The following is a 13,171-nucleotide window of genomic DNA, read 5'->3' on the forward strand; positions in this document are numbered from 1 at the left end:
CGGCTCACTCCGGCACCTGTCGCATCTCCAGCACGTGCAGGCCAAGGGACTGGCAGCGGGCCAGCAGCCCGAAGAGCTGAGCCTCGTCGATGACCGATCCGTACAGGACCGTCTGACCGGACATCACCACGTGGTCCAGCTCAGGAAAGGCCTGGGCCAGCGTGTCCGACATGTGTCCGTCGACTCGGATCTCGTAGCGCATGGGCTTTGCTCCCGCGAGCGGCCTGGTAAGGCGGTCTGCGCCCCGTACCGCGATGGTCCGGCCCGGCGGCGCGCGGGGCCTCACCCGGCAGAGGTGATCCGAGTGCCGTGTCGCGGGTCAGTGCGTCAGGACGAACTTGAAGGAGACGATCAGCAGGCCCAGCAGCAGGTTGACCGACGCGGTGGCCGCCACCAGACGCCAGGAGGCACCGGACCGGCGGGCCGCGGCGACCGACCACCCCACCTGTCCGGCCACGGCCACGGCCAGCGCCAACCAGACGGTGCCCTGCACGTCCAGTCCCAGCAGCGGGCTGACGGCCACGGCGGCGGCCGGGGGGACGGCGGCCTTGACGATCGGCCACTCGTCGCGGCACGCGTGCAGCACCGCGCGCCGGTCGAGGCGGCGCCGCGCCAGGCGGGCCCCGAACAGCTGGGCGTGCACGTGCGCGATCCAGTACACCAGCCCGGTGAGCAGCAACAGCAGCATCAGTTGCAGCCGTGGGAAGGAGCCGAGCGCGCCGGCGCCGATGACGACGGAGGCGGCGAGCATGGAGCCGTAGACGCCCCCGGTGTAGTCCGTGTGGGCGACCTGCGCGGGGGTGTCCGCGCCGGCCGTGGCGTGATCGGTTCGGGGCATCGCAGTCCACTTCCGGGTCGGCGGGACGAGTGGTCCGCTTGTGGCTCGGGCGGTTCGCCTGGGGCTCGGGCGGTCCCCCTGGGGCTCGGCGGTCCATCTGCGGCTCAGGCGATCCAGCCGCGGCTCAGCGGGACGAGCCGACGGCTCCGGCCGGTGTGTCGGTCTCCCGCGGTTTGGTCCGGCCCTTGCCGGTCGGCAGGTTCGAGGTGACGAGGAAGGTCGCCACGGTGACTCCGCCGGCGGCGAGGATCGCCGCCTTCAGGCCGTCGAGCTGCGCCGACGCGTACGAATCCGTGACGGCCTCGACCTCGGACGGCGGGAGCCCGGCCTCCTCGGCCGCCGAGCGCACCTGGTCGGTGGTGACGAAGGAGATCCCCGACTCCAGGGCGACACCGGTCTGCTTGCGGGCCTCGTCCGACAGCCTGGGATCGTCCGCCACCTGGGCGGTGAAGGCGTGGGCCAGCGCGCCCAGGAGGATCGAGCCGATGAGCGCCGTACCGAGCGCGGAGCCCAGGTTCTGTGCCGTGAACTGCAGGCCGCCGACCTCGCTGCGCTCCTCCTCGCCGACGCTCGACTGGACGACGTTGCCCAGCTGCGAGGCGAGCAGACCGGTGCCCACCCCGACCAGGGCCATGGCTCCGGCGAACTGCGCGTCGTCGATGACCGGGTCGATGGTGGCCAGCAGCCATACGACGGCCACCGCGAGGACGACCAGGGCCAGCCGGACGATCCGGCGCGGGCCTGCCGCCCGACCCAGCGCGGAGGCGAGCACGGAGGCCACGAGCATGGTGATCGAGACCGGGAGCAGCCGCAGGCCCGTCTGGAACGCGTCGAAGCCCTGCACCACCTGCAGGTACAGCGGGATGACGAAGAACAGTCCCAGCAGGATCAGGTTCTGGCCCAGCAGGGCCAGCAGACCGGAGCGCAGGGCCGGCCTGCGCAGCAGGGGCAGATGGACGAGCGGGTCGGCGCCCTTGGCGTCGCGGTGCCGCTCCCAGCGCGTGAAGCCCGCCAGGACGAGGACGCCGGCGCCGACGACGAAGAGGGTGGGGGAGAAGCCGAAGACGGTGAAGGGCGGGTTGCGGGGCGACACCCAGCCCCAGGTGCTGCTCTGCAGCACACCGAGCACGCCCAGCCCGAGTCCGGCCGCCGACAGCACGGCCCCGATCCCGTCGAGCCCGGGACGCCGCCCGGTCCGCGCGGCCTCGGTGATCATCCGACGGCACAGCAGCACGGCCAGCACCACCACGACCTCACCCGCGAAGACCAGCCGCCAGGTGAGGTACGTCGTCACCCAGCCGCCCAGCAGCGGGCCGACCGCGATGCCGGCGCCGGCGAGTCCGCCGATCACGCCGTACGCCACGGCCCGGTCCGGTCCGCGGTACGACTCGGCGACCAGGGCCGCCATGGCCGGCAGCACCAGGGCGGCACCGATCCCCTCGATGACCGACCAGCCCAGCGCCAGGACCCACACCGTGGGTGCCACGGCGGTCAGGGCCGATCCGGTGCCGTAGACCATGAGTCCCAGGAAGAAGACGCGGCGGCGCCCCAGGATGTCGCCCAGCCTGCCCCCGATGATCATGAATGCGGCCATGACCAGCGCGTACAGGGTGATCACGGCCTGGATGGTGGTGACCTCGGTGTCGAAGTCCTTGACCAGTTGGCTGATCGAGACGTTCATCACCGAGGTGTCCAGGACCATCAGGAACTGGGCCGTTCCCAGGACGATCAGAGCGCGCCAGCGTTTCACTGTGCCCACCTCGCCGAGTCGGGCCGGAGCGGCGTCGGGTCGGACGCCAGTCCCATGGCAGCGGAAGCCCGGCACCCGGCGCCTCACCCGTCGCGGGCGAGACCGTGCCGGCTCACAGCAGGCCCATGTCCCGTGCGCGGCGCACCGCGGCACCGCGCCGGTTGACCGCGAGCTTGCGGTACAGGCTCTTCAGGTGCGTCTTCACCGTGTTCACGGACACGTACAGGTCCGCGGCGATCTCCTGCGTCGACATCATCTGGGCCAGCCGCAGCAGGACGTCGCGCTCGCGTGCGCTGAGCTCCTCCACGACGATCGGCGCGGGGGGTGTCCCTGGCCCGGCCGGTTCCTCGTTGGTGGGGTTGCCGGCGGTGAGCCAGCCCGCCGCCAGCCTGTCCAGCGGCGCCGTGACCAGCAGGGGCCGGATCCACCGCCCGGCGTCGAGGAACGGCCGCCGCAGCCGCTCGCGCCGGGCGTCGAGGAGGGCCTGCGCGACGAGCCTGCGGGCAGTGGCCGTGTCGCCCGCGGCATCCGCGGCCATGGCCTTGACCAGCGTCGCCCGGACGGTCACCGCCGGGCCCGCCCGGCCGGTGACGGGGACGCTGAGGAGGAGGTCGATGGCCTCTTCCTCGTTGCCCACGGCGAACTGGATACGGGCGGCCTCCGTGGTGCACGTCGGCTGGTCGTCCCCCAGCTTCCGCAGCATCTCGGCCGCCTCCCCGGCCCGGCCTTCGGCCAGGTGGGCGGCCGACGCCACCAGCGTCTTGTGGCTCTCGGCCCAGGGGGAGGACACGACGGCGGAGACGTCCGGGTCGGCGGCCTCGACGGCCGCGCGGGCGTCGCCCCGGGCCAGCTGGAGCCGTGCGGTGACGATGGCCCGGCCGGCGGCCGTGACCGGATCGTGCGGGGTGGCGGAGCGTTCGGCGGCCTCGTCGAGGAGGGCCCTGGCCCGGCCCAGTTCGTTGCGGTCGACGGCGACGCCCGCCAGCACCACCTGCTCGATGCCGGAGCCGGCCGACGGCGACGGGCCGAACCGCTCCGCCTCCGCCACCGCCTCCAGGGCCTTGTGTTCCGCCCTGCCCGGCCAGCCGTCCAGGTAGTCGATCAGCGCGAGGTGTCCCATCGACTCCTCCCGGGCCAGCACGGTCGAGGCGTTGTCGGGCGAGTCGGCCGCCTTCGACAGCGCGGCCCGGGCCTCCTCGAAACGCCCGGCCCACAGGCGCGCGGAGCCCAAGTGGGTGAGCAGGAGCGCGGGCAGCTCGGGATGCTTCTCCAGCAGGTCCGGGTCCACCTCCGGGCGTACTTCGTCGGCGGCCTCGGCGGCCAGTTCCGCACGGGTGGGGGACCCGGTCAGCCGGGCGGCCAGGGCCTCCAGCAGTGCACAGCTCAGCTGGGCGGCCGCCGGATCGCCGGTGACGGTGTCCAGCCGGGCGCGTGCCTGGCGCAGATGAGCCGTGCCGTGCCGGAAGTCGCCGTGGGAGAGGTCGCGAGCCGCCCGGACGAGGTCGGTCGCGGGGCTGGTGGTCTCGGGCCCCATCCGGGAGAACAGCCCGGCCAGGTCGTCGGAGCGCATGCCCGTGAAGAACCGGCCGATGGCCAGGTCGTCGACCAGCGCGCCGGCGGTGAAGTCCCAGTCGCCCGCGGCGGCGCCGTGGGCGAGCGCCTCCGGGAGCGATCCCGCCCGCCGCAGCCACTGGGCGGCCCGCCGGTGGAGCTCGGGCTCCAGACCGGGACGGCGCACGCACAGGTGGGTGCGGAGTATCTCCCCGAACAACGGGTGCAGGCGGTACCACGAGTGTCCGAGCTGCTCGACGAAGGCGTTCTCGCGGTGCAGGTCGGCGAGGATGCGCGCGGAGTCGGTGCGCCCGGTCAGCGCGTTGGCCAGCTCGGGGCTGAAGCGGTCCAGGACGCTGACCCGCAGCAGGAGGTCCTGCGTGGCCTCCGTCTGCCGCTTGAGCACCTCGGCCAGCAGGAAGTCGGCGATGGTGCTCCGGTCCGCCTCGAACTCCTTGAGATACACCTCCGGGTCCTGGCTCTCCTGCGCGGCGAGGGCGCACAGCCGCAGTCCGGCGGCCCAGCCGCGGGTGCGGTCCACCAGAGGCCGCGCCGACTGCACGGACAGGCGCAGTCCGTGCCGCTCCAGCAGGGCCACCGTCTCCTCGGGGGTGAAGGCCAGCTCGGCGGCGCGGATCTCGGTCAGTTCACCGGCCGTACGGTACCGGTGCAGCGAGAGCATCGGTTCCGTACGGGTGACGAGGATCAGCCGCAGTCCCCGCCCGGCGTGCTGCAGCACGAACTCCAGCTGCTCCGCGATGTCCGGCTCCGTCACGCGCTCGAACTCGTCGAGGACGACGGTGACGGGCGGCTCGGCGGTGGAGAGGTCCTCGGCGATCGCCGACAGCAGTCGGTGGTCCACGTGGTAGGCGTCGGCCGGGCCGCGGACCCGGTCCGAGAGCCGTCTGCCACTGGTTCGCACGGCGTGGAGGAAGTACGCCCAGAACATGCCGGGCCGCTTCTCCTGCGCCTCCATCGTGAGCCAGGCGACCGGCCGGGGCAGGCCCGCGGCCCAGTCCGCGAGCAGCAGGGTCTTCCCGGCGCCGGCCGCGCCGTTGACCATGGTCAGCAGCGTGTGCGGCGAGTGGTCCAGACGCTCCTTGAGCCGCGGCCGCGACAGGAAGGTGACGGGCCGTGACGGCAGAGTGAAACGCGTGCGTAGGTACGGGTCCCCGAGCGGATCTGTGTGCTGTTCGGCCGGTTCCTGCTGGTCGTCGTCGACGGACACGGCGCTCACCACCACTGGGCGTCAAATCATGGGCAGCGCTCCCCATCGCTGATCATCCCATCGTTCTCGGGTGCGCGCTCGCCGCACATGAGCCGAAGGTCCGGTTGCAGGGCCGAACGTCCCGGATCGAGGGACCTGAGGGCCTACGACCGCCGGTGTGCTTCGCGGTATGCCCGCCAGCCGCCGTACGACGTGATGTCCTCGGCGTCGTCGAGGGCGCCCGGTTCACACAGGAAGCCGGGGACGAGGCCGCCGTCCGCCAGCTCCACGGCGCCCAGGGTCATCGGGCGGGGAAGGGCGGCCAGCAGGCGGCCCAGGCCCTCGGCCGGCAGCCGCCACACCTCGGCCTCGATCGCGGCCCCGCTCTCGCCGACCCGGACCAGGCCCGGCTTCGGCGGGGTGGTCCGCAGGGCGTGCAGACGGTACGCCGGGGCGGTCGTGGTCGTGCGTTCCAGGCGGGCGCCCAGGGACAGCAGCTGGGGGTTCAGGGGCTGACCGGAGAGGTGGGCGCCGACCACCGCGACGCGTGTCTCCGGGCGGAGCAGCGCGGCGATCGTCGCCAGCCGCTGGTCCGTGAACGCCGGGCCGATCAGCATCACCCCGAAGGGGAGGCCGTTCACCTCGCCCGCCGGTACGGCGACGGCCGCCAGGTCGAAGAAGTTGGTGGAGTTGGTGAAGCGGCCCAGGCGGGCGTTGGCGCCCAGCGGGTCGGCGGCGACCTCGGCGAGGGTGGGATGGCCGGGGGTGGTGGGCAGGAGCAGGGCGTCGCAGTCGGCGAGCGCGGCCAGGGCGCGGGCGCGCAGTGCGGCGAGGCGGTCCAGGTCGGCGTAGAGCCGGTGGGCGGGGATGTCGCGGGCCCGGGTGATGATGCCGGTGACGGTGGGGTCCAGGCCCTCGCTCCCGTCGAGGGCCGCCTTGTCGACGAAAGCGCCCACCGCCGTGTAGCGCTCGGCCACGAACGCGCCCTCGTAGAGCATCGCCGCCGCCTCGGTGAACGGCGTGAGGTCGAGCGTGCGCACCTCGGCACCGGCCGACCCGAGCTGTTCCACCGCCGACTCGTACGCCTCCGCCCAGCCGTCGTCCAGTTCGCCCAGCTGACCCGGTGCCGGGACGGCGACCCGCCAGGGGCCCGGTGCCCGCTGCGGGAGCGGGGGGAGTTCCCGGGCCGGCGGGGACGTCATGATCGACAGGGCCTGCTCGGCCTCCGGGAGGGTGCGGGCGAACACCGTCACGCAGTCGAGGGAGGCGCAGGCCGGGACTACGCCCGTGGTGGGGACCAGGCCGCGGGTCGGCTTGAGGCCGACGATGCCGTTGAAGGCCGCCGGGACCCGGCCCGAACCCGCGGTGTCCGTGCCCAGGGCGAAGTCGACGATGCCGAGGGCCACGGCGACCGCCGATCCGGAGCTGGAACCCCCGCTGACCCGGGCGGGGTCGTGGGCGTTGCGCACGGCGCCGTAGGGGGAGCGGGTGCCCACCAGGCCCGTCGCGAACTGGTCCAGGTTCGTCGTCCCCAGCACGATCGCGCCCGCCGCCCGCAGCCGGGCCACCACCGGCGCGTCGGACGCGGGCCGGTAGGCGTACGCCGGGCAGCCCGCGGTCGTGGGCAGTCCGGCCACGTCGATGTTGCCCTTGGCCGCGAACAGGCGTCCGGCGAGCGGGAGCCGCTCACCTGCGGCGACGCGTTCGTCGACGGTCCGCGCCTCCGCCTCGACCTCCTGCCGCGGACGCAGGTCGATCCAGATCTCGGGCCGGTCCACCGCCTCGATGCGGGCGTGGGCGGCGCGGACACGGGAGAGAGCGGACATGCTGTGTGCCTCTTTCGGTTCGTGGACCGCAGCGGTCAGTTCGTCGCCGGGGCCAGGACGAGCAGTGCCGTTCCCGCCTCCACCTGGTCGCCGGGCCGGGCCAGGATCCTCGTCACCACGCCGTCCATCGGCGCGTGCACCCTGGACTCCATCTTCATCGCCTCCAGCGCGAGCAGCGGCTGTCCGGCCGACACCGCCTCGCCCGGCCGAACGTTCAGCTGCCAGACCGACGCGGCGAACTCGGCCTCCACCAGCCTGCCCCCGGGCGGAAGGGCGACCTCGGCGGGCGGGGCCGGTGGCGCGGCCGCCGCCTCGGCGCGGGCGAACTCGCCGGCCGCCTCCCACGCGTCGCGCTCCGCCGCGAACGCCGCCTGCTGCCGGGTCCTGAACTCCCGTACGGACTCGGCGTTCTCGGCCAGGAAGGCCTGGTGGGCGGCGAGCGAGAAGGTGCCGTCCTCGATGCGCGGCACGAAGCGGCCGGACGTGATGTCGGCCCGCAGGTCGAGGAGTTCGTCCGCGCTCACGGGATACCACTTGATGCGGTCGAAGAAGCGCAGCAGCCAGGGGGAGCCCGGTTCGAAGGCGCCGCGCTGCTGCCAGCCGGACCAGACCTGGGTGGTGCGGCCGACGAACTGGTAGCCGCCGGGGCCCTCCATGCCGTAGACGCACAGGTAGGCGCCGCCGATGCCGACCGAGTTCTCGGCCGTCCAGGTGCGTGCCGGGTTGTACTTGGTGGTCACCAGGCGGTGGCGGGGGTCGAGCGGGGTGGCGACGGGGGCCCCCAGGTACACGTCGCCCAGGCCCAGTACGAGGTATTCGGCGTCGAAGACCGTGTCGTACACGTCGTTCACCGACTCCAGGCCGTTGACGCGACGGATGAACTCGATGTTCCACGGGCACCAAGGGGCGTCGTCGCGTACGCCCGCCATGTAGCGGGCGATCGCCTCGCGGGTCGCCGGGTCGTCCCAGGACAGTGGGAGGTGGACGGTGCGGGAGGGCACGACCAGTTCGTCCGTGGGCGGCAGGGCGGCCACGATCTCCCGTACGGCGTCCAGGAGTTCGGGCTGGGGGAGGCGGGCCGGGTCGGTCCGGATCTGCAGGGAGCGGATGCCCGGGGTGAGGTCGGTGATGCCGTCCGGGCCCTGCGCGGTCAGCGCCTCCATCAGGGCGTGGACGCGCATGCGCAGCGCCAGGTCGAGGTGCGGGGGACCGAACTCGACCAGCAGGTTGTCGTCGCCGCTGCGCCGGTAGGTGACGTCGCCGTCCCGGGCCAGGACCCCGCCGTCGACGATCTCGGGGCGCGGCGAGCCGTCGATCTGGACGGGGGCGAACCGCACGGTGTCGCCCGGCCGGAGCTGCCCCAGCTTCCAGCGTTCGGCGCCGAGCACCGTCGCCGGGCACACGAAACCGCCCAGCGACGGCCCGTCCGGGCCGAGCAGCACCGGCATGTCGCCGGTGTAGTCGACGGCGCCGACCGAGTACGGGGTGTCGTGGATGTTGGAGGGGTGCAGGCCCGCCTCGCCGCCGTCGGCGCGGGCCCAGCGCGGTTTGGGCCCGACCAGGCGCACACCGGTGCGCGCGGAGTTGAAGTGCACCTTCCAGTCGGCCGCGTAGAAGTCGCGGATGTCGTCCTCGGTGAAGAACTCCGGTGCCGCGTGGGGGCCTTCGACGGCCCCGATCCGCCACACCGCGCCGAAGGAGGGCCGGTCCGCCGGCGGCACCGGTGCGCCGTCCCGGGTCACGCGCCCGCCGTGCAGGACGTCGCCCGTGCGCAGCGCACGGCCGCCGTGCCCGCCGAACCCGCCCAGCGTGAAGGTGCTCGCGCTGCCGAGGAAGGCCGGGACGTCGAGGCCGCCCGCGACGAGGACGTAGGTGCGCAGGCCGTGCCGAGCCGGTGCGGCGGTCTCCAGTACGGCACCGGCGGGCACCGTCACCGGCTCCCACTGGGCGACCGGCGTGCCGTCGACGGTGACCTCGGCGGGGGCGCCCGTCACACACACGGTCGTGGCGTGCGTGAACCTCAACGCCGGTCCCTGAAGCGTGCATTCGAGGCCGGGGGCGCCCTCGTGGTTGCCGAGGGCACGGTTGCCGAGCCGGAAGGACAGGTCGTCCATCGGGCCGCACGGGGGCACGCCCACCTGCCAGTAGCCGGTGCGGCCCGGCCAGTCCTGCACGGTGGTGAGGGTGCCGGAGGAGACGACCTCGATCCGGGGGGTGGGGTCGGTGACGCGGGCGAGGGTCGCCGTCGAGTGGCCGGCCGTACGGAAGGCGTCGTCGGCCAGGGCCGCCCGGACGAGGCCCAGGTTGGTCTCGATGCCGTCGACGCGGGTGCGGGAGAGAGCCTCGTCGAGCCTGCGCAGCGCGTGGGCGCGGTCCGAGCCGTAGGCGATGATCTTCGCCAGCAGCGGGTCGTACGACGTCGTCACCTCGGTGCCGGTCTCCACCCAGCCGTCCACGCGCACGCCCGGCGGGAACTCCACTCGCGTCAACAGGCCGGCGCTGGGCCGGTGTTCGCGTGAGGGGTCCTCGGCGTAGAGGCGGGCCTCGACGGCGTGGCCGCGCGGCGTGCCCGGGTCGCGGACGACGTCGCGCTCGCCGCGGGCCAGGCGCAGCATCCAGGCGACCAGGTCGACGCCGTACACCTCCTCGGTGACCGGATGCTCCACCTGCAGACGGGTGTTGACCTCCAGGAAGTAGGCCTCCTCGCGGGCGGCGTCGTAGACGAACTCGACCGTGCCGGCCGAGCGGTAGCCGACGGAGGCGCACAGGTCGCGGGCGCTCACGGACAGTTGCTCGCGCACGTGGTCCGGAAGGCCGGGGGCGGGTGCCTCCTCCAGGACCTTCTGATTGCGGCGCTGCAGCGAGCAGTCGCGGTCGCCGAAGGTGACGACCCTGCCCTCGCCGTCGCCGAAGACCTGCACCTCGACATGGCGGGCGTGCTCCACCAGGCGTTCCAGGAACACCCCGGCGGAGGCGAAGGACGCGGCGGCGACACGCTGCACCCGCTCCCAGGAATCGGCCAGCTCCTCGGCCGACCGGCACGCCGACATGCCGATGCCGCCGCCACCGCCGGTCGCCTTGAGCATGACGGGATAGCCGATGACCGCGGCTTCGGCGAGGGCCTGGTCCAGTGAGGCCAGCAGCCCCGTCCCGGGCGCCAGCGGCACCCCCGCCGCCTCGGCCGCCGCCCGTGCCGTGTGCTTGGCGCCGAACAGCTCCAGCTGCTCCGGCGCCGGACCCACGAACACGATCCCGGCCTCCTCGCACCGGCGCGCGAACAGGGCGTCCTCGGACAGGAAGCCGTACCCGGGGTGGATGGCACCCGCGCCGGTGTCCTTGGCCGCCTTCAGTACCAGGTCGGCGTCGAGGTACGACTCCTTCGCGGGTGCCGGGCCGAGCCGTACCGCCTCGTCGGCCAGGCGGACGTGCGGTGCCCAGCGGTCGGGGTCGGAGTACACGGCGACCGTGCGCAGGCCGAGTTCGCGGGCGGTGCGGATGACGCGCACGGCGATCTCGCCGCGGTTGGCGACCAGCAGCGTGTCGAAGGTCATCGCGTGGCTCCGGTGATGGTCATCTCCACCGCCGTCGGCTCGAAGCCGTTGCAGGGGTTGTTGATCTGGGGGCAGTTGGAGACGAGGACCAGGACGTCGCGCTCGGCGCGCAGGGTGAGTCCGAGGCCCGGGGCGGAGAGGCCGTCGACGATGCCGAGGGTGCCGTCCCGCTCGACCGGCACGTTCATGTACCAGTTGATGTTGGAGACGAGGTCGCGCTTGCCGAGGCCGTGCCGGGCGCCCTCGGCCAGGAAGTTGTCCACGCACGCGTGCTGCGTGAAGGTGTGGTGGCCGTAGCGCAGGGTGTTGGACTCCTTGGAGCAGGCGCCGCCCACCGTGTCGTGCCGGCCCACCTCGTCCTCGACGACCGTCATCAGCGGGGTGTGCTCGTTGGACATCAGCACACTGCCCGTGGTCAGGAAGAGGTTGCCCTGCGCCTGGATCGTGTCGGGCGCGCTGTAGCGGACGGACGTGTCGTGGGCGTCGTACACGAGGAAGTCCACGGCCTGGTTGCCGTGCAGGTCGGTGACGGTCAGCGTCTCGCCCTCGCGGACGATCGACGACCAGGCGGCGCGGGCCGGAACCACGGTCTTCATACGGCCTCCCTCGGTCTTCGTGCGAGCTCCCTCGGTCTCCATACGCGCTTCCTCGGTCTTCATGCGAGCCCCCTCGATGCGAGGTGTTCGGCGGTGTTGAGGAAGGCGCGGCGGCCCTCGGGGGTGGCGTCCCACAGCGGGTCGCCCGGCGCGGTCGGCGCGGCGCGCCAGGCCAGGACCTCCAGCGGGGTGGAGACGTACTCCTGCCGGGGATCGGCCGGATGCGGCACGTTGGCGATCAGGACGGTGACGTCCTGCTCGGTGCGGAGCGTGACACTGCCGCCGGGGCCGGCCGAGCCCGTGAAGTCGAGGGAGCCGTCGTCGCCGATCCGGACGCCCTGGAAGAAGGAGAGGGAGGGCGGCAGGTCGCGGGGCTCCAGGCCGTTCTTGGCCGCCGCCAGCTTCAGCAGCTCCCGGCCTGCTGGGGAGGCCGACTGGGGGGTGCCGTCGCCGTACCGCCGGGTGTTGCGTACGAGGGTGGAGGTGCCGCACAGCGCGTCGTGCCGTCCGGAGGTGTCGGCGACGACCGACGCCAGGACCCGGCCCTGGTCGGACAGCAGCAGCCGGCCCTCGCCCAGGTAGGCGTTCCACTGCACCTTGACCGTGTCGGCGACGTTCAGCCGCTCCCAGGGCCGTTCGGCGACGTACAGCAGAAGATGGGCGCAGGCGTCGCCGCGCAGGTCGGTCAAACGCAGCTCGGTGCCGCGGGCCAGCACCCGGTGCGTGTAGTTGCCGCCCGCCACCGTCTCGGCCCACAGCAGATGACCCGCCTCGCAGGGCGGGGCCGGCCAGTCGGTCGCCGGGACGACGGGCATGGCCTCGGCGCGGGCGCCCTCCTGGGCGCGGGCATGGTCTCGGGCTCCGTATGTGGTCGCTGTCGCCATCGCGGACCTCCGGCTGCGGGGTGGCTCGTCGGGATGTGTCTCAGGGGCTCTTCGGGTATTTCTGTCGGTCGACAGAAATTAGAAGGGCCCGGCGGGTCGAGGGCGTTGCCCGCGCGTTGCCGGTCGGTTACCGGGTCCTCACCAAGATCGCCGCGAGGCCGGCGGGAGGGCGGTGTGCGAGGATCGAACCCATGGGGACGACAGGTGGGCGCCGGGTCGGCAGGCCGCGGGCCGCGCGGCGGCCGGAAAGCGGGCTCTCGCCGCGCGACGAACTGCTCACCGCCGCCGCAGAGTTGTTCACCACCCGCGGCTACGCGGCCACCTCCACCCGGGCGGTCGCCGAGCGGGCGGGCATGCGCCAGGCCTCCATGTACCACTACGTCTCCGGCAAGGAGGAACTCCTCGCCGAGCTGCTGGAGTCCACCGTCACGCCCTCGCTGGCCTGCGCCCGCGACCTCCTCGCCGACGACGCGAGGCCGGCCGGGGAGCGGCTGTGGGAACTGTGCCGCACGGACGTGGAGCTGCTGTGCGGCGGCCCGCACAACCTCGGCGGCCTGTACCTGCTGCCCGAGGTGCGCGCCGAGCGGTTCGCGGGCTTCCATGCCGTGCGTGCCGAACTCAAGGACGCCTACCGGCAGTTGCTCGCGGCCACGCCCGCCGGCGGAGCGCTCGCCAAGAGCGAGCTCGACCTGCGTACGGATCTGCTGTTCGGGTTGATCGAGGGCGTGATCCTCGTGCACCGCTCCGATCCCGACCGCCCGGCGTCGGCGTTCGCGGAGGCCACCGCCGACGCGGCGCTGCGCATCGCCGGCGTCTGAACCGACCGCCGGGTCACGGCCGGAAACCGGTCTTCACTCGTCACAGTGAGTGATTTTCGCACCCACATTCGCCGTCACTCGCTGTATGCGAACAAGGGCGCACCGTGTAAATGGAGCCGAGAGTACTCGCTTCCGGTGCCCGTTTTCAGG

General features: G+C 73.3%; 9 protein-coding genes. 1 reads left to right on the forward strand and 8 read right to left on the reverse strand.

Translation table 11 applies throughout. The features are described 5' to 3' along the window. Positions 1–4 precede the first annotated feature (4 nt). From ACQF4J_RS36245 to ACQF4J_RS36280, 8 genes are all read right to left on the reverse strand, one after another. Positions 5–202: a hypothetical protein gene (locus ACQF4J_RS36245; protein ID WP_142150741.1), complete on the reverse strand. Its 198-nt coding sequence runs from the start codon at positions 200–202 to the stop codon at positions 5–7. Between the two features lie 117 nt (positions 203–319). Beyond that, on the reverse strand, positions 320–838 hold the full coding sequence (locus ACQF4J_RS36250; protein WP_351569015.1) for a hypothetical protein: 519 nt from the start codon (positions 836–838) through the stop codon (positions 320–322). A 124-nt stretch (positions 839–962) separates the two neighbouring features. Beyond that, positions 963–2,588 carry an MFS transporter gene (locus ACQF4J_RS36255; RefSeq protein ID WP_351569012.1) on the reverse strand — a complete coding sequence of 542 codons (1,626 nt, stop codon included), beginning with the start codon at positions 2,586–2,588 and terminating at the stop codon, positions 963–965. Positions 2,589–2,700: 112 nt separating this feature from the next. Beyond that, positions 2,701–5,382 carry a LuxR C-terminal-related transcriptional regulator gene (locus tag ACQF4J_RS36260; protein ID WP_427167711.1) on the reverse strand — a complete coding sequence of 894 codons (2,682 nt, stop codon included), beginning with the start codon at positions 5,380–5,382 and terminating at the stop codon, positions 2,701–2,703. Positions 5,383–5,510: 128 nt separating this feature from the next. Then, positions 5,511–7,211 carry an allophanate hydrolase gene (gene atzF, locus ACQF4J_RS36265; protein ID WP_427168662.1) on the reverse strand — a complete coding sequence of 567 codons (1,701 nt, stop codon included), beginning with the start codon at positions 7,209–7,211 and terminating at the stop codon, positions 5,511–5,513. Further along, the gene (locus tag ACQF4J_RS36270) at positions 7,208–10,723 is read right to left on the reverse strand and encodes a 5-oxoprolinase/urea amidolyase family protein (protein WP_427167713.1); all 3,516 of its coding nucleotides are present in this window, start codon (positions 10,721–10,723) and stop codon (positions 7,208–7,210) included. The genes atzF and ACQF4J_RS36270 overlap by 4 nt, the downstream gene beginning before the upstream one ends. Continuing rightward, positions 10,720–11,319: an urea amidolyase associated protein UAAP2 gene (locus ACQF4J_RS36275; protein ID WP_351569004.1), complete on the reverse strand. Its 600-nt coding sequence runs from the start codon at positions 11,317–11,319 to the stop codon at positions 10,720–10,722. Before ACQF4J_RS36275 ends, ACQF4J_RS36270 begins: the two co-directional genes overlap by 4 nt. Positions 11,320–11,378: 59 nt before the next feature. Next, positions 11,379–12,203: an urea amidolyase associated protein UAAP1 gene (locus ACQF4J_RS36280; RefSeq protein ID WP_351569001.1), complete on the reverse strand. Its 825-nt coding sequence runs from the start codon at positions 12,201–12,203 to the stop codon at positions 11,379–11,381. Between the two features lie 191 nt (positions 12,204–12,394). Here ACQF4J_RS36280 and ACQF4J_RS36285 point away from each other — a divergent pair, with 191 nt between their 5' ends. Then, positions 12,395–13,021 (forward strand): TetR/AcrR family transcriptional regulator, encoded by a 627-nt coding sequence (locus ACQF4J_RS36285; RefSeq protein WP_351568998.1) that lies wholly within the window; start codon positions 12,395–12,397, stop codon positions 13,019–13,021. Positions 13,022–13,171: the final 150 nt, after the last annotated feature.

Origin of the sequence: Streptomyces sp. C1-1 (assembly GCF_050214755.1) — a bacterium.
Taxonomy (GTDB): Bacteria; Actinomycetota; Actinomycetes; order Streptomycetales; family Streptomycetaceae; genus Streptomyces.

Bases quoted from the DNA above. Each gene is read 5' to 3' on its own strand.
- ACQF4J_RS36245 (WP_142150741.1), bottom strand. From the start codon at position 202: ATGCGCTACGAGATCCGAGTCGACGGACACATGTCGGACACGCTGGCC.
- ACQF4J_RS36250 (WP_351569015.1), bottom strand. From the start codon at position 838: ATGCCCCGAACCGATCACGCCACGGCCGGCGCGGACACCCCCGCGCAG.
- ACQF4J_RS36270 (WP_427167713.1), bottom strand. From the start codon at position 10,723: ATGACCTTCGACACGCTGCTGGTCGCCAACCGCGGCGAGATCGCCGTG.
- ACQF4J_RS36275 (WP_351569004.1), bottom strand. From the start codon at position 11,319: ATGAAGACCGTGGTTCCGGCCCGCGCCGCCTGGTCGTCGATCGTCCGC.
- ACQF4J_RS36280 (WP_351569001.1), bottom strand. From the start codon at position 12,203: ATGGCGACAGCGACCACATACGGAGCCCGAGACCATGCCCGCGCCCAG.
- ACQF4J_RS36285 (WP_351568998.1), top strand. From the start codon at position 12,395: ATGGGGACGACAGGTGGGCGCCGGGTCGGCAGGCCGCGGGCCGCGCGG.